We start from the raw sequence: 26,755 nt of genomic DNA on the forward strand, positions 1-26,755 counted from the left end.
AGGTCGTGATGGGCTAAGGACGGTGTTGGGTTGTTCATGGTTGTTTGTTGGAAATTAGTTCTCGCTTTGATCCCCGATGGCCTCGATTGCACGTACCCGAACGGGGGCCGAGCGGGGATTTTCCGCGATTTCCGCCTCCGTGGCCTTTTCCGCGCCCCGGGTGATCAGCCTGAATTTCGCCGCATACTCCGGTAGATCCATCGGCAGACCCGGTGGCGTTTTCGACGTCGTAGCCTCGCGAAACTCACGCTTGACGATCTTGTCCTCCAAGGATTGATAAGACATAAAGACCGCACGCCCACCCGGCGCGAGGTGCTCGAGCACCTTCGGAATGACGTTCTCGATTGCTTCCAGCTCCCGGTTCACCTCAACCCGAAGCGCCTGGAATGTGCGCTTGGCCGGGTGCCCTCCGCTTCGCCTGCTGGCGGCCGGAATGGTGGCGTACAAAAGCTCCACCAACCGACCGGAGGTGCTAAACGGCTCTTTTTCTCGTTCACGCACGATTGCCGAGGCAATTTTCCCGGCGAAACGCTCGTCGCCGTAGTTTTTGAGGATCCGGGCGAGCTCGCCGTGGCTGTAGGTGTTGAGGATGTCGGCGGCGGTAATCCCTGAGCTGTCATCCATCCTCATATCCAACGGTGCATCGACACGGTAGGCGAAGCCACGCTCTACCTGGTCGAGCTGCATGCTGGACACGCCAAGGTCAAAAAGGGCGCCAGCGAAGCCATGCGCAACGGCGGCAGCAGCTGGTGCGACTTCGCGACTGGCGGCGTCGGCAAGCGGGCCTTCAAATTGGTCGAAGCGACAGTACAGGCCGAGGAACCGATCTCCGAAAGGGGCAAGTCGCTTGCGAGCTGCGGCAAGCGAGTGCTCATCGCGGTCAAGGCCGACGACCATTGCGTCGGGGAAGGTGGTGAGGAAATACTCGGTGTGGCCACCGGCGCCGAGCGTGCCGTCGAGGATGACGGCTCGCTTGCCGAAGGCTTCGACTGGGGGCTGGATCAGAGAGGCCATCCGCTCACGCATGACGGGCACATGTCCGTGGTTGGCTGCGATATCGTAGTTCACGGTGGCTTCACCAGCACGGCTGGTGCCTAAGTTGCTGGTGTTGTTTTCTGTTGCAGATGAGTCCGCCATGACCCCTCCCCTCATTACTCAATGCCGCCTCTCAACCTCGCCCCGCACTGCCTTAAAGGCGAAGCCCGCACCGACCCCCGGGCGCGATGTACACAGAGCCCCGTCCGGGGAAGACATCTGATATCGGGGAAGTACACCAGATCCCAACGCTCCGAACGGAGTTCCTACGCACACCTCGCCCTAGAGCAGGTCGCCCAGCACATCACCTTCGGCCGAAGAGAATGCGGCCTCAGTTTCTTGCTGGTATGCGTTCCAGGACTCAGCGTCCCAGATCTCGAGAAAATCGACCGAGCCGATAACCACGCATTCCTTCGTCAATCCCGCATAGGCGCGATGCGCCGCCGAAAGCGTGATGCGCCCCTGCCCATCAGGGCGTTGCTCATCCGCGCTCGCCGCGAGGTTACGAATAAATGCACGCGCCTCAGGATTGGTTCGGGACACGGACGCCGCTTTACGCGCTCTTGCCACAAACTCCTCCCGGGGATATACGGCGAGAGAATGGTCCTGCCCCTTCGTAACCATGAGGCCACCGGCTAGTTCATCGCGAAACTTCGCCGGAAGCGTGAGGCGACCCTTGTCATCCAACTTGGGGGTATAGGTACCGAGGAACATCTCAGGCCCAACCTCCAGCTGCACAACGAGTCAGATTTTCTCAGTTTTTAGCGATGCAAATTCGTGGCGCAGAACCTCACTCCGTTGCCCCACTTCTTCATCATCGTCCACCACCCTACCCCACTTTCCCCCACCTTAGGTAGCAAGGATGCAAAATTCGCGCGAATTTGCCCCTCAATACCCCCTACTGCCTGCATAAATAAAAAGTGGGGCGATTTTTCCCATCGCGGGTCGACCCCATTCCCCAGTAGCAACAAATCAGAACATTAGACACTGGCACTAACTACACATATCACTGACATACAAATATCCCGCAAGTCTCTAAAATAACGCCTTTATACCCATTTACCTTGGTTTTTGCTTAACGATTCGACCGAGCCCCCTTCAGAAACACGCATCCCCAACACCTTTCGCCGGACACCCCCTCTAACAACCGTGGGGGAAAGTGGGGAATATGAGGAGGGTGGCTGAATTGCCCGCCTCACACTAGCGTCATGTAGCAACCTCCATCACAGTTGTACTTCGTGTTCAAGGAGGCCCCGTGAAGACCTTTCCCACCACCAGCGCGTTACCCCTGTCCGGAATTAGGGTTTTATCCCTCGGAGGAATCGGACCGGTTCCGTTTGCCGGGATGGTGCTGGCCGACATGGGCGCGACAGTTACCCGCGTTGAACGTCCCGATGCCCGCACCGGCGACGGCACGGTGGCCCACGGAGTACTCTTTCGCGACCAGGGCGTATTCCTCGCAAACCTCAAGGAATCAGAAGATCGCGGACGACTACTGGACGAAATCGGCACCACCCACATCGTGCTGGAAGGGTTCCGCCCCGGCGTAGCCGAACGCCTGGGCCTAGGCCCCGAAGATCTGCAGGCGATCAACCCCCGCCTGGTCTACGGACGCATGACCGGCTGGGGCCGAGACGGCCCTCTCGCCCAACGCGCCGGACACGATATCAACTACGTGGCGCTTTCGGGCGCACTCGCCCCGATCGTGAGCAGCGATAAGACGCCGGTTCCCCCATTGAATCTTCTCGGCGACTTCGGAGGCGGCGCTATGTATTTAGTCGCCGGCGTGCTCTCGGGGCTGATCAAGGCCATGACAACCGGAACGGGGTGCACCGTCGATGCCGCCATCGTCGATGGGTGCGCGTCGATGACCGCAATGCTGCACTCGATGCGCGCGGCAGGACAGTGGGATGGCGGAGTAGGCGGCAACCTCCTCGACGGTGGGGCGCCTTTTTATCGTTGCTATCGGACCAGGGATGATCGTTTCATGGCCGTCGGCGCGATCGAGCCCGAGTTTTTCCAACAACTCTTGATCCGCTTGGAGCTCGATGACTTCGAGCCGCGCGAGCAATACAACCCGTCCCAGTGGCCGAGGCTTGAGCAGCGTTTGACGGACGTCTTCGCCACCCGCACGCAGGCGCAGTGGGTGACCGTCTTTGACGGGTCGGATGCCTGTGTCAGCGAAGTCGTCAGCCCAGACGAAGTCCTTGACCAGCCACACCTTGCCGCCCGAGGGACCTATGAGTTGCGCGACGGTGATATCCATCCGCGCCCAGCTCCACGATTTTATTAAAAACGCGGGCTGCCCATGAAAATCTCATGGTCAGCCCGCGTGGAAAACTAAACGGAAGGGCTAGTTCTCAAAGCGGCGGCGGAAGTTTTCCTCCATGCGGCCGCCGAGCCTATTGTCCGAGCCGCGCGAGGCCTTCTTGGGGCGCGCGGTATCCTTCAGCTTGGAACCCTTGCCCTTGAGCATGCTGATGCCACCGGCCAGCATCACAAGGAAGCCGACGATACTGATGCCAACAAACCACAAGGACATCTGACTCAAGGCCACTCCGCCGACGAGAAGGACGAGGCCAACAACAATGGTGGCAATGCCACGAAGGCTGAACGCGCCGGTTTGGTCCACCCCCACGTCGGCGACCGATGCGCCAAACGTTGGGTCATCAGCCAAGAGCGATCGCTCAATCTCACGCAACGCACGTTGCTCTTGTTCTGAGAGAGCCACCCTAACCTCCTTGGGGTAAAAGCTGGGGTTAACAGCGGGTTTTATTCGAGTTCACTTGTAACAACTACAAGGATAGTAATAAAGTTCCCCGCCCAGATAATTCATTCTCAACGAAACAAAATCCCTGCTCACCACTTTCGCACCACCACCCGGCAGCGCCCCCATTGGGGGCATGCCCACCACGGACACGTCAAGGAAATCCTAAGAAGTTTCGCCGGACTAGGCGGCAACGGACAAGAACTCCGCCCCGCCTTCCACCTCGTAGATAAACGCCTGGACCTCAACAATAAGGCGGCGGACCACGCCCTCATCAATCCCGAACTCTAAACCACTGGCAACGCGGGATCGGATGCGCGAGTAGGCAGAAAACTTCTCCGCCTGCGCCATCCCTTCCTCATCAACAAGGCGAAGCTGATCCCAAGCACTCTTGGGCTTGCGAGCCCGGCCTGCCACCTTAGAGGTGGCAATCCTCGCTCCGGCCGTGCGCAACGCTGCTTGGTATGCGTACTCCAAGGCCAGATCCGCTTGCCCCTTTGTTTGCGCCTTCTTAGCTTCCGCGAGCAGGATTCTGGCCTTGCCCAGAAATTCCTCCCGCTTTAATGCGGGGCGATTAAATTTTGCGGTGGCGGAAATTACCTGTGACATGATGACCAAGACTCCTTTCATTGTTCGCGTTTTCGACAACCGCCCCGTGTGGCGATTACCGAAATGTTGTTCACTTCCTGACCCATCACACCTGACCACAAGTGCCGTTTGTTGCTCATGCCCTGGTAACAAGCGCCAAGCTTTGGGCAACCATGCGATGTGCAAGCAGTAGGTACAAAGTAGCGGGCGTGTTCGACATAAACTTTCGAACACACCTTCATTTTAGAACATTTGTTTGAATTTGGATAGGGGTCAGGGGCTTTGCCTTAGTCTTACGGTCCAACCCGCGCCCAGACATGCGGGCACGAACCCCACACATTGGTCGATTTCGACGCGCACCGCATGCGGTCTGCCGTAGATTGGGATGGGTGACAGTTAGCTTCATGCCCATCAGCACGCTGGAGTTTTCGCACCTCGCACCGCAGTTGGTGGACATCTATATCGAGGCGATGGGTTATTCCCCCAGCATGCGGGCTCAACGGATCGATATTTGGCGCCACGACACCACCGAACCCGGCTGGCAGTGCGTCATCGCCCATGACGGTACGCATCTGCTGGGGGTTGCCTACGGCCATGATGGACGGGCGAATAGTTGGTGGACCCGCCAGATTTCCCGCGGACTTTTCGAACACGGCGGGCCAAGCCAGCACCAACGCGAGGTACTGGCGGACTTCTTCGAGCTCACCGAGATCCATGTAGCCCCGCGCTACCAACGTCAGGGCATTGGGATGGGGTTGTTGCAAGCCCTGCTGGCCCTTACCACCCGCCCCTACGTGTTGCTATCTACTCCGGAAGTCGACCTCGAGGCCAATAATGCCTTCGGATTGTATCGAGCCGTTGGGTTTAGCGATTTCATGAGAAGCTTCGTCTTCCGGGGCGATCCGCGCCCGTTTGCCATCCTGGAGGCAGCGCTTCCCCTCCAGGCCGGCCGCCACTGACCGGCCTAAGGCAGCGGAACTTTGGGCGTCGGCAAGCGTATTAGCGAACGGCGTCGTGTCCCAGCTCCGGGCCCCACGCCGGCGCCATGCCCAGATTGTGCAATACCTCTTGGGTGGCGCGGGCAAAGTTCATGGTCATGAAGTGCAGGTCGGGCACGCCCTCGGCGATGAGCCGCTCGGCCATGTGGGTGGAGACTTCGATGCCTACCTTGCGGATGTCGTCGCGGTGAGCTTGTTCATCGCCTGCGGCCGCGGCCACAAGGCGGTCTTCCAAGGCCGTGGGAAGATGCGCACCGGAAAGCTCGATTTGACGCCGCACGCTGCGCAGACTGGTGATCGGCATGATGCCGGGGATGATTGGCTTCGTGCCGTGTTCGGGATCTGCCTTCGCAAGCCGGTCGCGCAGACGCAGGTAGTACTCGACGTCGAAGAACATCTGCGTGATCGAAAACTCCGCGCCGGCACGCAGCTTCCGCAAGGTAAATTCCGTGTCCGCCTCGAGCGATGGCGCGCGGAAGTGCCCCTCGGGGAAAGTTGCAATACCCACCTGGAAGTGCTGGGTTTCGGGAAGGGACTTCGCAAGCTCAATGAGCTCGGAGGCGTAATGGTAGCCGCCAATGGTGGGGGTCCACTCCCCCAATGGGTCACCCCCCGGCGGGTCGCCGCGCAGGGCGAGCAGGTTGGACAGGCCCGCTGCGGCGTAGTCCTTGAGGATGGTTATGAGTTCTTCCTCCGTGTGGTTGACCAGCGTCAGGTGAACGAGCGTGGTCAAGGGGTGCCGGGCGAGCTTGCGAGCCACTCGGGTCGTGCGCTCGCGGGAGGAGCCACCCGCACCGTAGGTCACCGAAACGAAGCTGGCGCCTAAATCATGGAAGGTCTCTGCCGCCTTCCACAGCCGATCCTCCGCGGCATCATCGCGCGGGGGCATGAACTCAACGGAAAACGGGATGCGCCCGGGGCTGGGCATGCTGATGACATCCGTGATTGTTCGTTGGTATGAGGCGGGAATCGGTTGTACGGCCATGCCGGGTATCTTATTTAACAGAGAGCAGGAATGAAAAAGCATTCCCGCAGTTTTCCCACCCCTTCCGGTTTCTGGACACGGGCCTCGCCTCCTAAAAACCGGGCCGCACGTTTGAAGTAGAAAGCCGCACAGATCGCTATCATGAACGCCTCCCCCTCTTTTGCCAACCACCCTGAACCCGATGCCACGCACGCATCGCTTGAGCCGTGGTCGCTGAAGGAATTTCCGCACCACGTCGAGTCCTGCCTGCGGGATTACTTTGCCGCTCAGGAACACCTCATCGACCCGATCGGCTCCCCGGTCAACGAGTCTGTGTCGCTGTTGCGCGACTATGTCCTAGGCGGCGGCAAACGCATCCGCCCCACGTACGCTTGGGCGGGTTTTGGCGCGGTGGGCGGATGGAAGGACGATGAATATAATCCGGCGGCGGTTCTCAAGGCGGTATCCAGCCTCGAATTCATCCAGGCCTGCGCCTTGATCCACGACGACTATATCGATAGCTCGGATACCCGCCGCGGCAATCCCACGATTCACCGCAGCGTCGAGGCGAGCCATCGCAGCCGGGGCTGGCGGGGTTCTTCGGAGCATTTTGGCGCATCCTTGTCGATTCTGATCGGCGATCTTGCCATGGTGTGGGCCGATGACATGTTTCACTCCAGCGCGCTTCCGCCGCAGGCTTTGGCCCGGGCTTTCGAGCCGTGGCGGGGCATGCGCACGGAGGTGATCGGGGGTCAGATCCTCGACATTGTCAACGAGGCCTCCGGTTCCGAGTCGGTGGATCGCGCCCAGCGGGTCAATCGTTTCAAGACGGCTGCTTACACCATCGAGCGTCCTTTGCACATCGGCGCCACGCTTGCCGACGGCACACCGTCGCAGATTGCGGCGTTGCGCAAATACGGTCGCGACATCGGCATTGCGTTTCAGCTTCGCGACGACCTCCTCGGGGTTTTTGGCGATCCGGCTATCACCGGCAAGCCCGCCGGTGATGACCTTCGAGAGGGTAAGCGCACCGTGCTCATCGCCAAGGCTGTGCAGCGTGCCGATGCCCGCGGCGATAAGGAGGCTGCCCAGGCGATTCGCGAGGGAGTGGGCATGGTCGAATCCGCCGATGATATCGCCGCATTGGCCACGATTATCCGCGCCACCGGCGCCGAAGACGACGTGGAGGCTTTGATCAGCGAGCTCACCGCCCAGGGCTTGGCTCACCTTGCAGATGCCGAGTTCGAACCCGGCGCGGTCGAAGCCCTAGAGGCACTTGCCGACAAGGCCACCGCGCGCCGCTACTAAGCAGGCAAAGTCGAAAAACTTCCCCATCCCAAGGAGCATCTTTCCTATGACCACCCAGGCTCTTGACACCGACACCGCCACGTCCGCGCGGTTGCCGTGGATATTGAGGCTGGGGCGGTTTTTCACCCGGGTGCCTGTCGGCCCATTGGGCATGGCGGCCGGCATCGTCATCGCATTGGCCTCCTATGGAGGTGGGGCGACCCGCAGCCGCGGTGGGGTGTTGGAGGCAATCGGGCTTGAGTTTTTCCAATATGGGCACGGCGCCGCGATCTCCAATGTGACCTTGCTCGCGGGAACCATCCTGTTCGTCTTCGCGTGGGTGCGCCTTGGCCAGATCATTATTTCTGCCCAAGGCGCCTCCGAGGTTTCGCGCGGGTGGCTGGCCCGGGTGCTAGCCCAATGGTTGTGGCCGTGGATATTTGCCGCGCCGATCATGAGTCGGGATGTCTATTCCTATCTCATGCAGGGCGCGCTGCTGGCGAACGGGTTTGATCCGTATACACAGGGCGCTGCCTTCAACCCCGGCCCGTATCTGGTGGAGGTCTCACCCGACTGGCGCAACACCACCACACCTTATGGGCCGCTGCACCTGTGGATCGGCAAAGTAATCACCGAGATCGTCGGCGAGAACATCACCCTGGGGCTTTTCTTATACAAACTGGTCTCACTCGCGGGCTTTGTCGCAATTGGGTTTGCCGTCCCCCGCATCGCAGCACAGCTGGGCGCGAGTCCCTGTTTCGCCGTCTGGTTGGGGGTGGCCAATCCGGTGATGGTCTTCCACCTTGTCGGTGGCATGCACAATGAGTCGGTGATGGTGGGGCTGACCTGCCTGGGGATTCTCCTGGCGTTGACCGCCGCGAAGGATGCCTCCCAGTCCGAGCGTGGCTTCGCGGCCCGGCTGTTGGGTGGTGTGGCGATAATCGCGGTGGCGATGTCTTTGAAGGCAACCGCGGCCTTCGTCCTGCCCTTCGTTATTTGGTACGCGGTCGTCGATCGCACGACGCTCAAGACAAAGCTCGCCGCCTTTTGTGGTTATGGTTTCCTCGGTGCGTTGATCACCATCGGTATCTTGTGGCTGGTGACCTGGGCTTCGGGTTCCAATTTCGGGTGGATCGAGGCCCTGACCGGAAACACGAAGGTCATTAACCCGTTGGCCTTCCCCAGCTTTGTGACCAGCTCGATCGGTCTCATCGCCAGCGTGTGGACTGACGCGTTCCCCTATAACCAGCTTCTTTCGGTGGTGCGCCAGGTGTCGATGGTGATCATGGGGGTGGGAATGATCGGCTGCTGGTGGTATTTCCGTTCCTCACGCCTGCAGGCAACCCGCGGAATGATCGGCGCGTACCTCTTTGCCTTCGTGTTTAACTCGGTGACCTTGCCTTGGTATTACGCCTCCATCCTTTCGCTGGCTGGGGCCACACGGCTTGGTGCATGGGCCAATAAGCTCATCACCGCCATGTCGATCATCGTCGCGCTGGCGTTTACCGGTGGAGGAAATCACCAGCTGTACAACATCCCGTGGATGGTGGTGCTCATTGTGTGCGCGTGGTGGGCGGTGCAGGTAATCTTTCACGGCCACGCAGACGACGACGTGTCTGCCGCGCAGGCAGGCGTCGGCAAGCAAGAAGCATAAACGGCGCAGGGCATAAGACCGCCCCCGGGCTTTTCAGAAAAACAATCCCGGGGGCGGCGAGTAGGAGGCGCTAGAAGGCAGACGCCTGAGCGCGACGCATGACCTCTCGAGCGAGGTGGCCATGCAGGGCGTCGATGGGGCGGCCGGGCAGGCTGTCGTCCTCGGTAAACAGGTAGTGCAGGATCTCGGCGTCGCTGTAGCCGCCATCAGCAAGCAAGGCGATGACGCCGGGCACGAACTTGTTCGTGGTGTTTTTCGCGGAAAGGAACGCCTCGGGGATTTTCTTGACCCCATTGTCGACAACGGCGATGAGCTTGTGATCGCCGAGGGCGTCGAACACGCGGGTCACGGGCACGCCGAGGCGCTCGGCATACTCCGGAACGCTGAGCACGGGCTCGTCCGCGGGCAAAGCAGAAAGTGGAACGGGTTGATGATTACTCACAGTAGTAAATGTAGCCGTTTGCCCCCACCGCCGCCGATTGCACCCTTTATTATTGCTTTCCGACGCACACAGGCCATGGTAGAAATAGGCCAATCCGTGTGCGCCTGGCCTCTCAGTGCAATCGCGTTACTGCAGCGTGCGGGCCTGTTTGCTGGTGGCGAACATCGATAACGATTCGAACACGGGTTGGCAAAATGTCGCGCGAGTCGTCCATACTATATGCCATGACTATGTTGAAGGTCGGCGATGTATTAGAAGGACGCTACCGCATTGAGGCACCCATTGCCCGCGGCGGTATGTCCACCGTGTACCGCTGTGTCGATCTTCGCTTGGGTCGTAATGTGGCAGCCAAGGTGATGGATGACCGCTACGTGGGCGATCCCATCTTCAGGCAGCGTTTTCAGCGCGAAGCCCGCTCTATGGCGCAACTGTCACACCCACAGTTAGTTGGGGTCTACGATTTTTCTTCCGAAGGTGACTTCGTCTACCTCATCATGGAGCTGATTACCGGCGGCACCTTGCGCGAGCTGCTCGCCGAACGCGGCCCCATGCCACCCCACGCTGCGGCCGCCGTGCTCGTTGCCGTTCTCACCGGCCTCGATGTCGCCCACCGCGCCGGCATGGTTCACCGCGATATCAAGCCCGACAACATCCTTATCAATGGTGATCATCAGGTCAAGCTCGCCGACTTCGGACTCGTCCGGGCGGCCTCCGCCTCCCAGGCCACCAGCAATCAGATCGTGGGAACCGTATCCTACCTGTCACCCGAGCAGGTCTCCGGTGAGGACATCACCCCGGCCTCCGATGTGTATTCCGCGGGAATTGTGCTATTCGAGCTGTTGACCGGGGCCACACCTTTTAGCGGCGATACCCAACTCGCCCACGCCTACGCCCGGCTGGATAAGCCAGTGCCCGCGCCAAGCACCCGCATCGACGGCGTGCCTAAGCTTTTCGACGAGCTCGTCGCCTCGGCCACCGCGCGCGATCCCGACCAGCGTTTCGCCGACGCGGGCGAGTTCCTCTCCGCACTCCACGACGTTTCTCAGGAACTGAAATTACCAGCATTTGTGGTGCCGGTACCGCGCAATTCCGCAGCACACCGCGCCTCCGAAGGGCTTTCACCGGCCATCACGCCGACGGATCTGCTCACCGCCGACATCCCGCGCGACGAGCTCGATTCCGCAGCCGCCACCCGCATGTTGAGCGAGCAGGCCCCCAAGGCCCCACCGGTTTATGACCGGGGCCTGGAATCGCATCAGACCCGGCATCTCGATCCTTACGGCGCTAACAACCCACCTGCCCAGCCACCGGCGCCGGAACAAACCGCGCTGTTTCCAGCCAGCATGCCCGCAGCCCAGCCCCAGCGCCTCGAGCCGCACTATCTGCCAGTGCGGGAGGAAGACGCCACTTCACCCGCACCTGCCGGCATGGCGCCTTCGCCCAAGGCGAAGGTGAGCAACCGGGGTAAGGGGGGCTTCATCGTCTGGTTGACCACCGTCATCGCCTTTACCGTCGCGGTGGCACTTGGCGCCTGGTGGTTCGGCTCCGGCAGGTACGGCGAAATCCCACAGGTGTTGGGGATGGACCAGATCCAGGCGGTGGCCGCCGTCGAAGACGCTGGCTTTAGCACCACCACCTCCGAGGTCTACAGCGATGAGATAGCGGCCAAGCACACGGTGGGCACCCAGCCGGCCTACGGGGACCGCGCCGTCAAAGGCGATGAGATCACGGTGTTAGTGTCCTTGGGCAAACCCACTGTCCCCGAGTTGCCTGGCGACGGCCAGGTCGCTAGCTACGAGGCGGCCTTAAACGAGCGCACCTTATCACTAAAAACCGGCGACCAGGTCTTTTCCGAAGACGTACCTAGCGGAGCTATCGTGTCCACCGATCCTGCGGTGGGCACAGCCGTTTCTGTGGGCTCCACGGTCACCGTCCGCACCTCCAAGGGCCCCGCACCGGTCAATATCCCCGACGTGACTGGTCTCGCGCGCGACGATGCCGTCTCCAAGCTGGAAGGGCTCGGGTTGAAGGTCTCGGTTCGCGAGGAGTTCTCCCCCGACGAAGGCAAGGGCGACGCTTTTGCCACCGAACCAGAGGCCGGGACTACAGTTCCTAAGGGATCCGCCGTGACGGTGTCGGTTTCCACGGCCATCGAGGTTCCCGATGTGGCAGGAAAGACCCAAAAGGAGGCCACCTCCCTGCTAGCCGACGCAGGTCTCAAGGTCGGCGAGGTCACCCGCTCAACCTCCGCAGTCGGTAATTCTGCCACCCAGGTGTCTTCTACCTCGCCGAAGTCCGGCTCCTTGATTGACCCCGCCACCACCAGCGTCAACCTCGTCCTCGTGGGCAAGGTCAAGGTTCCTAACGTGGTTGGCAAGACCGTCAAGGAGGCCACGACCATCCTCGAGGATGCCGGCCTTGAAGTGAAGGTGAGCGGGTCATCGTCGAATAACGCAAAGGTATACTGGCAAAGCCCTTTGAGCATTGGCTCAGGATCACAGGTGGAAGAAGGAACTGAGGTTAGCATTCGTGCACGAAACTAGGACTCGCATCGCGAAACCAGGCGGATTGGGTGTCATCGCAGCCATCGTAGGCGCGGCGTTTTCCGTCGGCTACATTTACTGGCTGCTCCGCGGTGAGGGGCAGGTATTTCGCTACCTCCTCGATGTAGATGTCTACCGCCTCGGCGCCAAGGAATATCTCGGCAACGGCAACCTGTACGGCCAGCTATTCCACACCCGCCTCATCGACCTGCCGTTTACCTACCCGCCTTTTGGCGCCCTGTTCTTTAGCCCCCTGGCATTGTTCCCGCAAGAGGTAGTCCAGGCCATCATCATCACCCTGTCCGCTGTGTCCCTATGGGGTTCTGTGGCCGCCGTATTGGCCTACTTCCACAAACCTAATCCGTGGGTACAGGCGCTGTGGGTGGTTCCTTTCGCTTTGCTTGCGGAGCCGGTTCGTTCCACCTTCGAGTTCGGCCAAATCAACCTTGTTCTTATGGTGTTGGTGCTCGCCGACGTCACCGGAGTTTTCAAGAAACTTCCCCGAGGCATCCTTATCGGTGTTGCCGCCGCCATCAAACTCACCCCGGCCTACTATGGGCTGTACTATCTCGCGCGCCGCGATTGGAAGGGCGTCGCGGGAATGATCGGCGGGTTCCTCGGCGCGACCGCCCTGGCGGCCGTATTCCATCCCGCCACGACGGTCGCCTATTTCACCTCGGTTCTCTTCGACAACGGGCGCATCGGCAACCTCGAATACGCGATGAACGTCTCCCTGTCCGGCCTCAACGCCCGTATCGCCCCCGATACCCGCCTCATCTGGTTGGTGGGCACCGTGCTGATTACGATCCTGGCGTATGTTGCTGCCCGTCGCGCACACCTCGCTGGACTGGATTTCCTCGCCTTCATCGTGGTCGCCCTCGGCTGCTTGGTGGTGTCCCCGGTCTCTTGGTCCCACCACTGGGTCTGGTTGGTCCCGGCCACGATGGCCTTGTACTTCGCCCGTCATTATCTGCTCGCGGTGTGGGCGATCCTCATGGTGTATTTCTTCGACTTCCACACCATGCTGCCCAACGATCACCAGGTGGAGATGGCGTGGAGTGCGCTGCAACAGGTGATGGGCATGCACTATGTCATCTTCGCCCTCACGGTGATTATCGTGGTGGCGCTTCGCCCGCAGGTACGGAGAAACAAATAGCCATGCACGAAACCCCCGGTTCATGAACCGGGGGTTTTAGTCGTTTTTCTGCTTAGTTACGCAGCATCTCTGCGACGAGGAATGCCAGCTCCAGCGACTGCTGGGTGTTCAGGCGCGGGTCGCAGGCGGACTCGTAGCGGCCTGGCAGATCGACATCGGTGATGTCCTCGGCGCCGCCCAGGCATTCGGTAACATTCTCGCCGGTCAGCTCGATGTGGATACCACCCGGGTGCGTGCCGAGGGCGCGGTGAACCTCGAAGAAACCTTGGACTTCGTCGATGACCTTGTCGAAGTGGCGGGTCTTGTAACCGTTGGAGGCCGTGAAGGTATTGCCGTGCATGGGGTCGGACTGCCAGATGACCTTGTGTCCGGACTCCTCCACTGCCTGCACGATGCCCGGCAGCACGGAGCGGATTTTGTCGTGTCCCATGCGCGCGACGATGGTCAAACGGCCCGGCTCGAAATTGGGGTCCAGCTTGTTCGCGTAAGCCACGGCCTCCGACGGGGTGGTGGTCGGGCCGAGTTTGATGCCAATCGGGTTGGCGATCAGTGCTGCGAAGTTGACGTGGAAGTCTTCGATGCCACGGGTGCGCTCGCCGATCCACAGCTGGTGAGCCGAGAGGTCGTAGAGCTCAGTGTTGCCCTCTTCGTCCTTGGCTAGGCGTAGCATGGCGCGCTCGTAATCGACCAGCAGTGCCTCGTGCGAGGCGAAAATGTCCGCGGTGCGCAGGGTTTCATCGCTCACGCCGCAGGCGGTCATGAACTGCAGGCCACGCTCGATTTCCTTGGCCAGTGCCTCATAACGAGCACCCGCCGGCGAATTCGCAACGAACTCACGGTTCCACTCATTCAGGCGCGACAGGTCAGCGGTACCCGACTGGGTTAGAGCGCGGACCAAGTTCATGGCTGCCGAGGAGTTAGCGTAGGCGCGGATCATGCGGGCAGGATCGTGCTTACGAGCCTCCGGGGTGGCCTCGACGCCGTTGACGATGTCACCACGGTAGTTCGGCAGGCCATTGCCGTCGAGATCCGAGGAACGCGGCTTCGCGTACTGGCCTGCGATGCGCGCCATCTTCACAACGGGGGTGGAGGCGCCGTAGGTCAAAACAACTGCCATTTGCAGCAGGGTCTTGATGTTGGCGCGGATGTGCGGCTCGGTGTTGGACTCGAAGGTCTCAGCGCAGTCACCGCCCTGGAGTAGGAATGCCTTGCCGAGGGCAACGTCGGCGAGCTGCTTCTTAAGCTCGCGGATCTCGGGGGCTACGACGATCGGCGGCACCGACTCAAGGATCTTGCGGACGTTTTCCGCCGCTGCAGTATCCCAAGAAGGCTGCTGCTTTGCGTCACGAGAGATTACATCTTCAAACTGCTTTTGCAGCTCACCCGGCAATGGTGGAAGATCGGGAAGTGCTTCTTTAGGGATATCTACTGTCCAACTCACACACTCATGTTTAGCATATGGTTGGCAAAAGTTATATACCGGTGACCCATCTATAAGACCTACCAAAAGTACCCGGCTGACGCCACAAAAAAGTTTCTTTCATTCACGCACCTCAGGAGCTTTATCGCCCAAGGCGCCTACCGACGTGTTAGGCGTTCGCCCCCAGCACACCATCCACCCGAACCCGATCGCGCTTATCCAGGGGGAGGTGCCGCATGCACACCTTGAACTTTTCCACATTGTGGCGAGCATCGACGAGTGCATCGTGGTTGCCGTCGGGAAGCACGGGTAGCGCCGGGCGCCCGGCCATCTCCCAGTACTGCTTGAGCTCGCGGGTAAAGCGCGGCAGTTGCTTGGGCAATCCCGACATATCCCCCCACAGTTGCGCGAGCACCACGTGGTCGTAGGCGCCCACCCATGCCCATAGCTGTGGGCGGTTATCGACACTGGTCAGAAAGCTCAACACCTCGCGCCTGATGGTGTCCAGGGACTTCCATGCATGATGTGAGGGGTTGGGGAGCTTGCTGAGGACATTGTCGCGCACCCAGCGGCTGGCGCGGGAATGATCGGCATCAGTGGACACGGCGTAGTACTCGCGCCCATCTTCGGCCACGATGCCAATGGAAACGAGCTCGATGGTAGTGCCGTCTTCTATGAACTCGGTGTCATAGAAATATCGCATCTGTAATCGGCCTCGCCTTCTTCGAGCATTCCTTCTTGTGCTGCCTTGTGCTGCGGCGAAAGCCGCGCGCTTTATCTTAGCCAAGCACCCTCTACCCGCCTGTCATCAGGCCAGTTAGCAAGATTGCGCAGTGCCCACAAGGCCAGCCCTAGCCTTTTAGGTATCGCGCCGCGTGGATGGATCCCACGCAGGCGATGCCAGTGCGTCCTGGGCGGGCGCGAAAAGCAGTGTGCGCACACGCGTCTTGGCGGCGTCGGCAAGCGGGGCAATTGCAGGTGGCTTCACACTCCAGCCAATAACCGGGACCTTTTCTATGGCATAGATGACCAGCCCGCCAGCAAACGCGATGGGAATGCACACCATCACCCAAAACGCCGTGGTGTCCACGACGTTCTCAGCGACAAGGGAAATGCCCTCCTCCCGGTAGCGGAAGAAGAACCCAAACACGGCCGTCAACGCCAGCTGGTGCCCGATATAGACCTCAATGGTGTGGCGGCCGATAAACCGCACTCCGCGACCGATGACGGGGATATAGCCGATGAGAACCGCACACCATACCGCCGTAGGCAGAAAAAGCAGCGACGCCATGGTGTTGGTGGTGTCCTTCCACGGCCCTGGAGCTGCCGACAGGAGGGTATACCCCATCCAAAAAGTCACGGCCGCGAGAAACATGGCAAAAGGATGGAAGGCCTGCTCGGCAAAGGTGGCGATCGCCGGGCGCAGGTAGGCGCCGAGCAGAAACGGCGGCAGGTAGCACAAGTACTTCACGAGAAACGGCAAGTACGGGTGATACGGCAGCGCCGCTATGTCGGGGAAGTGGGTGACCATTAGACCCGACGCGAGGATCCCCGGGCCGACAACCGCAAGTCCGAGCAGGCTCCACCGCGCCCACCGGGTCAGGAATTTGCTGAGCCAAAGAATCAGCGTGAAGCCGATGAGGGCGTGCAGAAACCAGTACATTCCCTGGCCGGTGAGCACGGCCTGCACATATTCCTTGAACTCGGGGAATTCCTTGTCCAGCGCGTAGTTGAGTTCGGCGCGCTTGAGCCATGCTTCAATGGGCGAGAACACCACAAAAGGCACGAGGAGGAACCAGAGACGCTTGGTGAAAAGCTGCATGAGGGACATGTTTTTCACCTTCACCGCGAAAAACCCGGCCACGACGAAAAACAGGGGCATGCGCAGCGGCGCGAACATGCCGTTGATCCCGTATAGGACGGTCTTCGCGCCGTCGGGCACGGCCATGGTGACGTGGAGAAGGACAACGCCGATTATCGAGAGGCCGCGGGAGATATCCGGCCACGACAGTCTTTGTTGCATCCCATTTCCTTGCCCCGGTTTAGATTCCGTTTACCTAGTGCTTCCTGTGAGTTTCCTGTAAGCCTAACGTCAATCTAATAATGATGAAAGTAAGGCTTGCTTTATTCGTTGCCACAGGCAGGTGCTTGCCGACGTCGCCAGCATCGCCTTAACCAGCAAAAACGGGGCCCTTCCAGCTATTAGCCTTCCGAGCCCCTTCTTCTTCACAGGCGCCTACACGTGTGGCCGCCCCGTCGCTTGGGGCAACCCTTGACCCGCTTCAAGGGCCTTTTTCACGTCACTTGCATACATGTCCACATAGTCCTGACCAGTGAGATCCACCAGCTGCGCCATCACGTGATCCGTCAACACACGAGCGGCCTCCCGCTGCGTGGGCTCGAAACCCTTGGAACGCACAAACTCCACCGGATCGATCGGCTCACCCACCCGGATGCGCACCTTCGCCGGGCGAGGAACCACGGTCCCGATCGGGTTGGCGTTGCGGGCTCCAATCATCGCGATGGGAATGACCTTCTCCCCCGTCGCCAAGGCCAGGCGAGCCATGCCCGTGCGCCCTTTATAAATGCGTCCGTCCGGCGAACGCGTGCCCTCCGGATAGATGCCAAAGAGATCGCCCTTGCCCAAGACGCTCTTCCCTGCGGCAAGGAGGGCCTCGCCCGCGTCACCGCTGGAGCGATCAAGCGGGATCTGGCCGACAGAGGTAAAAAAGAACCGCTGAATCGCGCCGCTGATGCCGGTGCCGGTGAAATACTCCTGCTTCGCCGGGAAGGTCAGCTGGCGCGGGCACAGCAGTGGCAGGTAAAACGAGTCCATCACGGCCTGGTGGTTCGACGCCAAGATTGCCGGTCCGGTAGTGGGGATGTTCTCCAGCCCTTCAATCTCGGGACGGTTATACAGCCGCAGCCAGGGGCCAATGAGGATGGACTTGAAGAACTTGTACCACTTGTTATTCATCGCTTTGAAGGCACCACTTTCGGCAGATGGAATGCATGAACGAAGGGGGCGGAAAAGCATTTCCACACCCACGAACTGTAGCCCGACCTAGACGCGTTGGCGGGCCAAATCAGCAACGCCAATCATACCCGCATCGGCGCCTAGTTCGGCGCAGACTACGCGTGCCAGCGGGCGGTAGCCGGACCCGACAATGTTCTCGGCCATGTATTCTCGCGCGCGATCGAGGTACAGGTCCGCCGACTTGGAAACCCCGCCGCCGAGCAAGATAAGGCCTGGGTCCAGTACGTCGGCGACGATCGCCAATCCTCTGCCCAGCCATGCCGCGAAGTCGTCAACGACCCGCAGCGCGAGCTCATCGCCACCGCGGGCAGCCTCCATCACGTTCTTGCCGGTGAGTAGGTTGTTGGCCTGTAGGTGACGCAGAGCAGATTCGCCGTTATATTCACTTAGCAGCCCCCGGGCCGTTTCTTCCACCGCGGTCCCCGAGCAATAACGCTCCAGGCAGCCACGTTTCCCGCAGGCGCACTGACGTCCGCCTGGCACCATGGTCAGGTGCCCGAATTCAGGGGCGGTGCCGAAAGCCCCGCGGTAGATCTCGCCTTCATGCATCAACGTGGCACCGATTCCCGTGCCGAGCGCAAAAAGCACCCAATTATCCACGCCGCGGGCGCCGCCGAAGCGATATTCACCCCATGCCGCCGCGTTGGCATCGTGTTCGACCTTCACCGGCACACCGAGCAGCGCCTCGAGTTCGGCGCGCACTGGGCGATCGCGCCACGGCAGGTGCGGCGCGAAACGCACGACCTCGCACTCGGGGTCCAAAAAGCCCGCCACCGCCAGACCAACGGCGGCCACATCATGCTCGCGAGAGAGGTCCGCGACGAGCCTGGCAATTCCCTCCTCGAGGTCGTGGGCTGTGCGTGGTGTGGGCACCGATTGTGAGTCGAGGATCTCGCCGCCTTCAGTCACAGCCGCGGCCCGCATGTTGGTGCCGCCGATATCGAATCCGACGGTCACAGATCCCGGCTTATTCACCATGCACACTCCGCCTTCACATCCATCTCATGCGAGAATAACTCCTCGCGAAGCTTGCACTCAGCGTGCAAACATTAACCCTAGAATTCTACCAAGTGGAGGCAAAAGTTCCTATCTAGGGCTTCGCGTAGCCTAATATGCTGCGCAGACGTGCCCCCATGATGTCCCACGTCCAGTGCTTTTCGACGTTCGCACGCCCCACGTTCCCCATCGCGGCGGCGGCGTCGCGGTCGGTTAGTATCCTGGTCAGCCCACCAGCGACCTCATCGATGCTGCCGCCTTTGACCACGAAGCCACAGCCCTCCACCATGGTTTCCGGCGCTCCGCCAGAGTCCCCCGCCAGCACCGGTACACCACACGCTTGCGCCTCTAGGTACACGATGCCCAAGCCCTCGACATCGAGCCCGAAACCGCGCGTTCGTGCCGGCATCGCAAACACGTCAGCAGCGCGCAACAAGCCCAGCATCTCCTCATCACTGACCCTGCCACGGAATTGCACGTGCCCGCGGTGGTCGTCGGCAAGCAAGCGCAATGTCTTTTCATAGGGCCCGCCACCTACGATGACAAGTTGGAGGCTAGGATACTGCTGGACCAGCCTTGGCAGGGTTTGAATTAGGCGGTCTTGCCCCTTGCGGGCTACCAGACGTGAAATGCAGACGATGAACGGTCCCGGCCCGCCCAAGCCAAGGCGCACCCGCAGCGCCTCCTTTTCTGCCGGACTGGCGGGTGTAAACCGATCCACGTCCACGCCGGAGGGCAGATGGGCAAATTTCCGTCTACCGCCAAAAGCGCGCCCGATCCGCCCCAGGGTGTACTCGGAGATGTAGGTAATGCAGTCGGCATCGCGGCCGATGATTCCCAAGGCCTGCCTAGCAAGCGGCAGCATCGACCACCCAACCTCGTGCCCGTGTGTGGAGGCCACGACCCGCGCCGCGCCGGCCACCTTCGCGGCATTCGACATCAGCGCCAGAGGTGCAGCCGCGCCAAACCAGACCGTGTCAATCTTTTCCTCGCGAATGATCTCTTGCATGCGTCGGGCGGTGCCCACCGTGGGCACCATGATCTTTCGAGGCCAACGAATGACCCGATACGGCACCTGCGCATCGTAGGACTGCGCCGCCGCCGGATCCTGGGTGGAGGCAAAGACGACAACGTCTTCCGGCGGCAAGGTGGCAACGAAGTCACGTAGATAGGACTGGATACCACCCAATGTAGGCGGGAAGTCATTGGTTACCAACAACACTCGAGGCATGCCTCGACCCTATCAAAAATAGCTTTACCCTCTGTACACCAAAAAGACCCAGTCACCTTGTGCGGTGGCTGGGTCTTTCAATGTTGTGGCTTCGGATTAGAAACGAACGGCCGAGTGGATCGGCATGTAGTTCAAAGGCGACTCCTGCAGCGGAACCCCCTCGGTCAGAGCGTGGATCACAGTACCGTTACCGGTGTAAATACCAACGTGGGAGGCACCAGAGTAGTAGGCGATAATGTCACCAGCTTGAAGCTGATCCAGAGAAACGGGGGTGCCCTGTGCAGCCTGAGCGTAAGACGTGCGCGGGATGAACTTGCCCACCTGCGCGTAAGCCCACGAAGTTAGGCCGGAGCAGTCGAATGCGTTAGGGCCTGCGGCACCCCACACATATGGCGAACCAATCTTCGAACGCGCGGCATCAACGATAGCCTGGCCAGAATTGGAAGAAGATGCCGTGTTCACCAACGCGCTGTAGTCAGCGGCGCCACCCTGGTTAGCCAGGGAAGGGATGTAGTTGGAAATGCCGGGAACCGACGAAAGTCCCTGGATGTTCTCGATACCAGGGGCATCGAAAGAAATGCCGGTGCCAGGAATGACAACCTCTGCAGCCTGAGCCGGTGCGGTCAGGGTAGCCGTTGCTCCAACGACGGCGGCGGATGCGATTGCCGCGTTGCGGGCTACCTTGTGATTACGTCGACTGTGCTTAGCCACGAATGAATCTCCAAACTTGTCTACGCCCTTTTCCTCTACCGCGGAAACATCGCTACTTTTCGGCGATCCTCGCCCCGTGGGGCGATCGGCGACACCGACGTGCGATGCGCGCGCATGTAGTTGCGAGGATGTGTAGGTTCATTCCGAAAGAAACTTTCTTTCGCTTTCACCCAGCAAGGCTTTTCGATTTTTTTCTTGACGTCACGACTGCGGCTCGTCGCTTTAAATGTCTCGATTAGGTTACGAAACGATTCCGGCTTCTGTCCAATATTCAAGTCCGTAACCATCCCGTTATAAACCCGTTACTTAGAAAACGCGCTCCATTCCTGAGATTTCCTCAGCCTAGGGAAGCCGGACGATTCCATGGCGCAAAATTGCCACCATAGCTCGCTCACCTGCACCAATCCACCACCCAGGTCCGGGGTCGAAGTTATCAATTTGTTACAAAATTGGGTCCATCGAAACCTTATATTAATACGCTTGTGTTTTACATCACACTACTGCTTTGATAAGCCCCTCAAACAGCATTTGAGCAGATTTACGCGGAATTTCTTACTCTCCAACGTGTGGCAGGGCGACCGACATCAGCAAGCACCTTTCGTTAACACATCCAAGGCCATCACATAAAGCCCAACGAGGGCCTGGCTTCGCATAAATAAATTTCTGATGCCCACTCAATATATGTATATATAGGAATACTGATCGCCCTGGTCTGGCGAAAACCGCTTACTCGCAAGGCCTGCAAGGCCACGATGGGGCGTACATGCTTTCTCAACAGCCACCAGCACGCAGTCGTCACAAGCGCGAGCACAGAGGCAGATAATGGACAGCAGACTCCATACAAATGCGCAAGCCCGCCAACTCCCAATAAAGGGAATCAGCGGGCTTATTACGAGCGCGTTGGGAGAGCTTTAGATACGGCCCTCTTCCTCGTCCTTAGCGCGGTTAGCGCGGTTGAGGTTTTCGAGCATTGCGGTTTCTTCGCGGTGGTTCTCGTGCTCGATCTCGGCTGCCTTAGCAGCGATCTCAGGAGAATCAGGCGTGAAGAAGGAGCCGCGGCCCGGGTGGCCAGAGAAGCCGAGCTGGTTCATCTGCTTCGGGACAGCTGCGCCCTGGTACTCCAGCGGAATCGGGTGACCGTGCTCATCAACCGGACCAAGCGGCTGGTGAACCTCAATGAAGGCACCATTCGGCATGATCTGGATGACACCGGTCTCGATGCCGTGCTCCAGAACCTCGCGGTCGGAACGCTGCAGGCCGATGCAGATGCGGTATGTAATGAAGTATGCCAGCGGTGGCAGGACGATCAGACCGATACGACCAACCCAAGTCATGGCGTTGAGCGAAATCTGGAAGTGGTAAGCAAACAGGTCGTTACCACCGGACAGGGTCAATAGGTTGAAGAACACCAAGCCCATAACACCAAGCGAGGTACGAACCGGTACGTCACGCGGACGCTGCAGCAGGTTGTGGTGGGCGTCGTCGCCAGTGATCTTCTTCTCGATGAAGGGGTAGGTGATCAGGAGGACGACCATAACCAGAGCCAAGATGGCAACCCAGAACACACCAGGAACGGTGTAGTTACCGAGGTAAAGCTCCCACGCAGGCATGACGCGAGCGGCACCATCTGTCCACAGCATGTAGATATCCGGCTGAGAGCCAGCGGAGACCTGAGCAGGGTTGTATGGGCCAAGCATCCAAATGGCGTTGATGGTGGTTAGGCCAGCCATCAGTGCGAGCACACCCGCGGTAATCAGACCGAATGCAACTGCCTTCAGGCCGAACAGCGGGAGGATTCGGATACCGACAACGTTGTTCTCAGTGCGACCCGGCCCAGGAAGCTGAGTGTGCTTCTGGTACCACACCAGAGCCAGGTGAGCTGCGATCAGTCCGAGGATGATACCTGGAATGATCAGAACGTGCGCGATGTAGAAACGGTCGAGCATGATGTCGGATGGGAAGTCACCACCGAACATCAGCCAGTGCAGCCAGGTGCCAATGATCGGCAGTCCGACAACAATGGCGGACATGATGCGAAGACCAACACCGGAGAGCAGGTCATCAGGCAGGGAGTAGCCCATGAAGCCTTCGGCCATGCCCAGGAAAAGCAGCACGCAGCCGATGATCCAGTTAGCCTCACGCGGGCGGCGGAACGCACCGGTGAAGAAGATACGCAGCATGTGAACGGTCATGGAAACCATGAACATCAGTGCTGCCCAGTGGTGCATCTGACGGATGAAAAGACCACCACGAACCTCGAAGGAAAGGTTCAAAGCAGTCTCGTATGCACGAGACATCTCCATGCCGTTGAGCGGTAGGTATGCGCCATCGTAGATGACCTTGGTGATCGACGGATCAAAGAACAGGGTCAGGTAAACACCGGTCAGCAGCAAAATAATGAAGCTGTAGAGTGCAATCTCACCGAGCATAAAGGACCAGTGAGTTGGGAAGACCTTGTTGATCTGCCGGCGGATTCCCGACGCCGCGGTGTATCGCGAGTCGATGTTATTGCCAATTTCAGCGAGTTTAGTGCTCATTAGGACTTACGCTCCCAGAATGCCGGGCCGACAGGCTCAATGAAGTCGCCTGCAGCAACGAGGTAACCCTCTTCGTCAACGGTAATCGGCAGCTGTGGCAAAGCGCGGGCAGCCGGACCGAAGACTGGCTTGCCCCAACGCAGAGCATCGAACTGCGACTGGTGGCACGGGCACAGAATGCGGTTGGTCTGAGCCTCGTACAGGGAGGTCGGGCAACCGATGTGCGTGCAGATCTTGGAATATGCGAAGTAATCGCCGTAGTGAAAGTCCTCCTGTCCCTCGCGAGCAACTGCCTTAGCAGCGTCGGAAGAACGCAGACGAATAAGCATAACGGCATTACGAGGGCCGTGGATGGAGTGCATGTGCTCCTCGTACACGGCAGCTTCCTTGTTGTAACGGTCGCCGTCATTGACGAGATCCTCCGGCAGCGGGAAAACAGTTTCCATTGCAGCTGCGGCAAGATCCTCCGGGCGCATACGCACCAGGCGGGTGACACCGTGAGTGGTGTAGTGCTCGCCCGTGGAGTTTTCGTGCTTCTCGGCGATAGCACCCGTATCGCGACCGAGGTAGACCTTGACACCCTTACGATCGGTCAGCGACCAACCGGAGGTCCACAGCGTACCGTCACCCTGGATGCCCAGCGCTCCGGCCTTCCATGGATTCTTCACCATACCGCCCAGCGGAGCGATAACTACGAGGCCGGCAAGCACACCACCGAAGCCTAGGAGGGACTTCAAGACCTTACGACGACCGAGCGTCGACGTCTCCCAAGAATCGTTCAGCAGTGCAACGATCGTGCGGCGGTCAACCTCTTCGGAAGGACCGTCGTGACGACGCTGGACAGCAATTTCCTCCGGCATGATGTTCTTGATGTAGATGACTACGGCGAACGCCAGAGAGAGGATGGCCAAGCCTGCGGTGAGGCCGAGCATCGGGGTGTAAAACGTGTAGGTCCACAGCCCCTCATCCCCGAGACCCTTGTACTTCCAAGGCCAGAACAAGTAGGTTGCTAAGAAACCAAGGCCGGCGACGATGGCGATAACCAACCAAACGCCAACCTTCGTGGCAGCGCGCTTTTCTGCTGGATCGTTGGCGATCGGGAAGCGCTCCTTGCGGTAAGCAACCGTGACGCCGTCAAGTTCGGTGCCGAGACGGGCCAGCTCCTCGTTGCTCATCGAGGCGAGTTCTTTATCTGTGTAGTTCTTCTCGTGTGTATTACTCATGAACGCGATCCAATCCAGAGAGCTGCGGCCACAAGGACCACAATGCCGACTAGCCAAGCAAACATGCCCTCAGCAACTGGGCCGAGGCCACCCAGGCTCCAACCGCTCGGAGATGGGGTTTCCTTTGCGGACTTAATGAAGGCAATGATGTCCTTCTTTTCGTCGGCAGACAGCTGACGGTCTGAAAACTTAGGCATGTTCTGTGGTCCGGTGAGCATTGCCTGGTAGATCTCCTGCTCGTTAGCAGGGTCGAGAACTGGCGCGTACTTGCCAGAAGACAGTGCACCACCGCGACCGGTGAAGTTGTGGCAGGATGCACAGTTCAGGCGGAAGAGGTCCGAACCTCGGGCGACGTCTGCGGGATCGATGTTGCCATCATAATTGGCGCCACGCAGCGTCTCCATAGCTACAGTGCCGTCCTCGTTGGTGACGATACCGGGACCGCCACCATTAGCTTCCACGTAGGCAGCCAGCGCCAAGGTCTGGGCCTCGGAGTAGCGCGGCGTCTTACGAGTTGCCTGAGCTTCGTTGCGCAGCATCGGCATACGACCGGAGTGAACCTGGAAGTACACGGCGCCGGAGCCTACACCAATGAGGGAAGGACCACGGTCCTGGACGCCCTGTAGGTTTACGCCGTGACAAGTCACGCAAGCGACGTCGTAGAGATCCTTGCCCTCCTGGATGAGGGCCTGCTCATCCTTTGCGGCGGTGGCCACCTGTGCGTCAGGGGTTACTGCATTGACGATGATGCCCGCGCCGGTGAGACCGAACGCGAGGGCCATTGCACCAGCGACGGTACGACGCGCCTTGCGACGTGCACGCACCTTCTTCGCCTTCGTGGCCTCCACGGTCTCGTCGACTATTTCGGGGGTTTGAGGGTTGTTATCCATCATTTTCCTTATGTCTCGTTGCGGAAAGTGAAGGGCTGTAGGCCGGAGCATAGTGCTCAGGCCGCTACGGCCTACTGAATGAAGTAAATGGTGATGAAGAGTCCGATCCAGACAACGTCAACGAAGTGCCAGTAGTAGGACACCACCATTGCGGCTGTAGCCTGAGCCGGCGTGAACTTCGCTTTGCTGATACGCAGGAGCACCACAACGAAGGCCAAGACACCAGCAAGCACGTGTGCTGCGTGGAAGCCCGTGGTGATGTAGAACGTGGAGCCGTAGACGGAGCTCGGGATGGTCATCCCATTCTCAACCAGGTGGAAGTACTCATACCCCTGACCCACCAGGAAGATTGCGCCAAGAAGGATAGTCAAGCTAAACCAACGACGCAGACCGAATACGTCACCACGCTCTGCTGCGAACACACCAAGCTGTGCAGTGAAAGAGGAGGACACCAGAATCACGGTGATTGCCAGTGCGTAAGGGACGTTGAGGTGATCAGCACCTTCCTTCCACGACCCGTTTCCGATTCCATTTGCACGCGAGGTGAAGTACATCGCGAACAAGCCGGCGAAGAACATCAATTCCTGAGACAGGAACACAATCGTGCCGACACTAACCATGTTCGGACGGTTTAGTGCCGCAACACGTTGTGGTGCTGCCATATCTTTGTTTCCAATTGCGCTCGTCACGTGTTCTAGTATGACTGTTTCACCTGCGTAAGTCACCTCAAGCCCCCCTTCCCTATCAAAGGTTGTAGATCCAGCTCGTAGTTGTTTTCTCCACTTAATTTCGGTGTTATTTTTCTTCGGGAACCATGGAACTATTTACCCCTTTTCAACGACGCATCGTTTTCGCAGGTCATTACACCCAGACCTAACCCCGTTTCAAAAACCACATTCCCCCTCCCCATTCCGCCCGTTTTTTGAGTTCTTAAACTCGCAATATTGCAACCGAATTATTGAGAGTTATCTCACATTTAGCCGGGCGGTTTTTGGTGCGGATCATACTTTAGATTGACCTAGCCTTACCTGCGGTTTTGCATTATTTTTAGATTTTTTACACCCCTTAGGAACTATTTGCACTTTTTCGGTCTCCACGGGAACTTTTCAAACCCCACGCACGACGTTTTTTAAGCCGAAATCGAAAAATGGAGCACGAGAAACATATCATCACGTGACTTTTTTATTTCGTCGACTTTTTGTTTAGACAAAAGAAAACCCGGTTTCCTACCACGAAGCGGTAGGAAACCGGGTTAACAGACGCGCGTGAGACTAGA

23 protein-coding genes are annotated in these 26,755 nt (G+C 59.2%); 6 read left to right on the top strand and 17 right to left on the bottom strand.

Going from position 1 to position 26,755, the window contains the following annotated elements; genetic code table 11:
- Positions 1-54: 54 nt before the first annotated feature.
- Positions 55-1,026: a 16S rRNA (cytosine(1402)-N(4))-methyltransferase RsmH gene (rsmH, locus tag PAB09_RS08890; RefSeq protein ID WP_271035353.1), complete on the bottom strand. Its 972-nt coding sequence runs from the start codon at positions 1,024-1,026 to the stop codon at positions 55-57.
- 291 nt (positions 1,027-1,317) lie between these two features.
- Positions 1,318-1,749, bottom strand: a complete 432-nt coding sequence (gene mraZ / locus PAB09_RS08895; RefSeq protein ID WP_271035354.1) for a division/cell wall cluster transcriptional repressor MraZ — start codon at positions 1,747-1,749, stop codon at positions 1,318-1,320.
- A gap of 541 nt (positions 1,750-2,290) precedes the next feature.
- Here mraZ and PAB09_RS08900 point away from each other — a divergent pair.
- Positions 2,291-3,328: a CaiB/BaiF CoA transferase family protein gene (locus PAB09_RS08900; protein WP_271033327.1), complete on the top strand. Its 1,038-nt coding sequence runs from the start codon at positions 2,291-2,293 to the stop codon at positions 3,326-3,328.
- Positions 3,329-3,388: 60 nt separating this feature from the next.
- On the opposite strand, the gene PAB09_RS08905 is transcribed toward PAB09_RS08900, so the two are convergent.
- Together PAB09_RS08905 and PAB09_RS08910 are read right to left on the bottom strand one after the other, a co-directional pair.
- On the bottom strand, positions 3,389-3,766 hold the full coding sequence (locus PAB09_RS08905) for a DUF3040 domain-containing protein (protein WP_271033328.1): 378 nt from the start codon (positions 3,764-3,766) through the stop codon (positions 3,389-3,391).
- Between the two features lie 219 nt (positions 3,767-3,985).
- Entirely contained in the window at positions 3,986-4,411 is a 426-nt protein-coding gene (locus PAB09_RS08910) for an SAV_6107 family HEPN domain-containing protein (RefSeq protein ID WP_271033329.1), read from the bottom strand.
- Positions 4,412-4,794: 383 nt separating this feature from the next.
- Here PAB09_RS08910 and PAB09_RS08915 point away from each other — a divergent pair, with 383 nt between their 5' ends.
- The gene (locus PAB09_RS08915) at positions 4,795-5,349 is read left to right on the top strand and encodes a GNAT family N-acetyltransferase (RefSeq protein WP_271033330.1); all 555 of its coding nucleotides are present in this window, start codon (positions 4,795-4,797) and stop codon (positions 5,347-5,349) included.
- Positions 5,350-5,389: 40 nt separating this feature from the next.
- Here PAB09_RS08915 and metF read toward each other — a convergent pair whose 3' ends face one another.
- Complete coding sequence (metF, locus tag PAB09_RS08920) at positions 5,390-6,373, bottom strand: methylenetetrahydrofolate reductase [NAD(P)H] (RefSeq protein ID WP_271033331.1); 984 nt, start codon at positions 6,371-6,373, stop codon at positions 5,390-5,392.
- A gap of 141 nt (positions 6,374-6,514) precedes the next feature.
- Here metF and PAB09_RS08925 point away from each other — a divergent pair, with 141 nt between their 5' ends.
- Complete coding sequence (locus tag PAB09_RS08925; RefSeq protein ID WP_271033332.1) at positions 6,515-7,660, top strand: polyprenyl synthetase family protein; 1,146 nt, start codon at positions 6,515-6,517, stop codon at positions 7,658-7,660.
- A 151-nt stretch (positions 7,661-7,811) separates the two neighbouring features.
- Entirely contained in the window at positions 7,812-9,293 is a 1,482-nt protein-coding gene (locus PAB09_RS08930) for an alpha-(1->6)-mannopyranosyltransferase A (RefSeq protein WP_271035355.1), read from the top strand.
- Between the two features lie 70 nt (positions 9,294-9,363).
- Here PAB09_RS08930 and PAB09_RS08935 read toward each other — a convergent pair whose 3' ends face one another.
- Positions 9,364-9,735 (bottom strand): Rv2175c family DNA-binding protein, encoded by a 372-nt coding sequence (locus PAB09_RS08935; protein ID WP_271033333.1) that lies wholly within the window; start codon positions 9,733-9,735, stop codon positions 9,364-9,366.
- A gap of 224 nt (positions 9,736-9,959) precedes the next feature.
- Here PAB09_RS08935 and pknB point away from each other — a divergent pair, with 224 nt between their 5' ends.
- Together pknB and PAB09_RS08945 are read left to right on the top strand one after the other, a co-directional pair.
- Complete coding sequence (gene pknB, locus PAB09_RS08940; RefSeq protein WP_271033334.1) at positions 9,960-12,278, top strand: Stk1 family PASTA domain-containing Ser/Thr kinase; 2,319 nt, start codon at positions 9,960-9,962, stop codon at positions 12,276-12,278.
- Positions 12,265-13,434: a glycosyltransferase 87 family protein gene (locus PAB09_RS08945; RefSeq protein ID WP_271033335.1), complete on the top strand. Its 1,170-nt coding sequence runs from the start codon at positions 12,265-12,267 to the stop codon at positions 13,432-13,434. Before pknB ends, PAB09_RS08945 begins: the two co-directional genes overlap by 14 nt.
- A gap of 52 nt (positions 13,435-13,486) precedes the next feature.
- Here the strand turns inward: PAB09_RS08945 and PAB09_RS08950 are convergent, their stop codons facing one another.
- The 11 genes from PAB09_RS08950 to ctaE form a co-directional block, all read right to left on the bottom strand.
- Complete coding sequence (locus PAB09_RS08950; RefSeq protein ID WP_271033336.1) at positions 13,487-14,875, bottom strand: class II 3-deoxy-7-phosphoheptulonate synthase; 1,389 nt, start codon at positions 14,873-14,875, stop codon at positions 13,487-13,489.
- Between the two features lie 148 nt (positions 14,876-15,023).
- Positions 15,024-15,557 carry a polyadenylate-specific 3'-exoribonuclease AS gene (locus tag PAB09_RS08955; RefSeq protein ID WP_271033337.1) on the bottom strand — a complete coding sequence of 178 codons (534 nt, stop codon included), beginning with the start codon at positions 15,555-15,557 and terminating at the stop codon, positions 15,024-15,026.
- Positions 15,558-15,713: 156 nt separating this feature from the next.
- Positions 15,714-16,877 (bottom strand): acyltransferase family protein, encoded by a 1,164-nt coding sequence (locus tag PAB09_RS08960; RefSeq protein ID WP_271033338.1) that lies wholly within the window; start codon positions 16,875-16,877, stop codon positions 15,714-15,716.
- A 213-nt stretch (positions 16,878-17,090) separates the two neighbouring features.
- Positions 17,091-17,831, bottom strand: a complete 741-nt coding sequence (locus PAB09_RS08965) for a lysophospholipid acyltransferase family protein (protein ID WP_271033339.1) — start codon at positions 17,829-17,831, stop codon at positions 17,091-17,093.
- A gap of 87 nt (positions 17,832-17,918) precedes the next feature.
- Positions 17,919-18,869 (bottom strand): ROK family glucokinase, encoded by a 951-nt coding sequence (locus PAB09_RS08970; RefSeq protein WP_271033340.1) that lies wholly within the window; start codon positions 18,867-18,869, stop codon positions 17,919-17,921.
- Positions 18,870-18,981: 112 nt separating this feature from the next.
- A complete protein-coding gene (locus tag PAB09_RS08975) occupies positions 18,982-20,118 on the bottom strand; it encodes a glycosyltransferase family 4 protein (RefSeq protein ID WP_271033341.1) in 1,137 nt (378 codons plus the stop codon).
- Between the two features lie 96 nt (positions 20,119-20,214).
- Positions 20,215-20,829, bottom strand: coding sequence for a C40 family peptidase (locus PAB09_RS08980; protein WP_271033342.1), 615 nt, complete (start codon positions 20,827-20,829; stop codon positions 20,215-20,217).
- A gap of 911 nt (positions 20,830-21,740) precedes the next feature.
- Positions 21,741-23,366, bottom strand: coding sequence for a cytochrome bc1 complex cytochrome b subunit (gene qcrB, locus PAB09_RS08985; protein WP_271033343.1), 1,626 nt, complete (start codon positions 23,364-23,366; stop codon positions 21,741-21,743).
- Entirely contained in the window at positions 23,366-24,589 is a 1,224-nt protein-coding gene (qcrA, locus tag PAB09_RS08990; protein ID WP_271033344.1) for a cytochrome bc1 complex Rieske iron-sulfur subunit, read from the bottom strand. The genes qcrB and qcrA overlap by 1 nt, the downstream gene beginning before the upstream one ends.
- A complete protein-coding gene (gene qcrC / locus PAB09_RS08995) occupies positions 24,586-25,482 on the bottom strand; it encodes a cytochrome bc1 complex diheme cytochrome c subunit (protein ID WP_271033345.1) in 897 nt (298 codons plus the stop codon). The genes qcrA and qcrC overlap by 4 nt, the downstream gene beginning before the upstream one ends.
- A 68-nt stretch (positions 25,483-25,550) precedes the next feature.
- Entirely contained in the window at positions 25,551-26,168 is a 618-nt protein-coding gene (gene ctaE / locus PAB09_RS09000) for an aa3-type cytochrome oxidase subunit III (protein WP_271033346.1), read from the bottom strand.
- Positions 26,169-26,755: the final 587 nt, after the last annotated feature.

The sequence above is a fragment of the Corynebacterium sp. SCR221107 genome, from assembly GCF_027886475.1.
Lineage (GTDB): Bacteria > Actinomycetota > Actinomycetes > Mycobacteriales > Mycobacteriaceae > Corynebacterium.

What these genes read in the sequence shown, in the direction of transcription:
- rsmH (WP_271035353.1), bottom strand. Translation starts at nt 1,026, where the DNA reads ATGCGTGAGCGGATGGCCTCTCTGATCCAGCCCCCAGTCGAAGCCTTC.
- mraZ (WP_271035354.1), bottom strand. Translation starts at nt 1,749, where the DNA reads ATGTTCCTCGGTACCTATACCCCCAAGTTGGATGACAAGGGTCGCCTC.
- PAB09_RS08910 (WP_271033329.1), bottom strand. Translation starts at nt 4,411, where the DNA reads ATGTCACAGGTAATTTCCGCCACCGCAAAATTTAATCGCCCCGCATTA.
- PAB09_RS08915 (WP_271033330.1), top strand. Translation starts at nt 4,795, where the DNA reads ATGCCCATCAGCACGCTGGAGTTTTCGCACCTCGCACCGCAGTTGGTG.
- metF (WP_271033331.1), bottom strand. Translation starts at nt 6,373, where the DNA reads ATGGCCGTACAACCGATTCCCGCCTCATACCAACGAACAATCACGGAT.
- PAB09_RS08925 (WP_271033332.1), top strand. Translation starts at nt 6,515, where the DNA reads ATGAACGCCTCCCCCTCTTTTGCCAACCACCCTGAACCCGATGCCACG.
- PAB09_RS08930 (WP_271035355.1), top strand. Translation starts at nt 7,812, where the DNA reads ATGGCGGCCGGCATCGTCATCGCATTGGCCTCCTATGGAGGTGGGGCG.
- pknB (WP_271033334.1), top strand. Translation starts at nt 9,960, where the DNA reads ATGACTATGTTGAAGGTCGGCGATGTATTAGAAGGACGCTACCGCATT.
- PAB09_RS08955 (WP_271033337.1), bottom strand. Translation starts at nt 15,557, where the DNA reads ATGCGATATTTCTATGACACCGAGTTCATAGAAGACGGCACTACCATC.
- PAB09_RS08960 (WP_271033338.1), bottom strand. Translation starts at nt 16,877, where the DNA reads ATGCAACAAAGACTGTCGTGGCCGGATATCTCCCGCGGCCTCTCGATA.
- PAB09_RS08965 (WP_271033339.1), bottom strand. Translation starts at nt 17,831, where the DNA reads ATGAATAACAAGTGGTACAAGTTCTTCAAGTCCATCCTCATTGGCCCC.
- PAB09_RS08970 (WP_271033340.1), bottom strand. Translation starts at nt 18,869, where the DNA reads ATGGTGAATAAGCCGGGATCTGTGACCGTCGGATTCGATATCGGCGGC.
- PAB09_RS08975 (WP_271033341.1), bottom strand. Translation starts at nt 20,118, where the DNA reads ATGCCTCGAGTGTTGTTGGTAACCAATGACTTCCCGCCTACATTGGGT.
- qcrB (WP_271033343.1), bottom strand. Translation starts at nt 23,366, where the DNA reads ATGAGCACTAAACTCGCTGAAATTGGCAATAACATCGACTCGCGATAC.
- qcrA (WP_271033344.1), bottom strand. Translation starts at nt 24,589, where the DNA reads ATGAGTAATACACACGAGAAGAACTACACAGATAAAGAACTCGCCTCG.
- qcrC (WP_271033345.1), bottom strand. Translation starts at nt 25,482, where the DNA reads ATGATGGATAACAACCCTCAAACCCCCGAAATAGTCGACGAGACCGTG.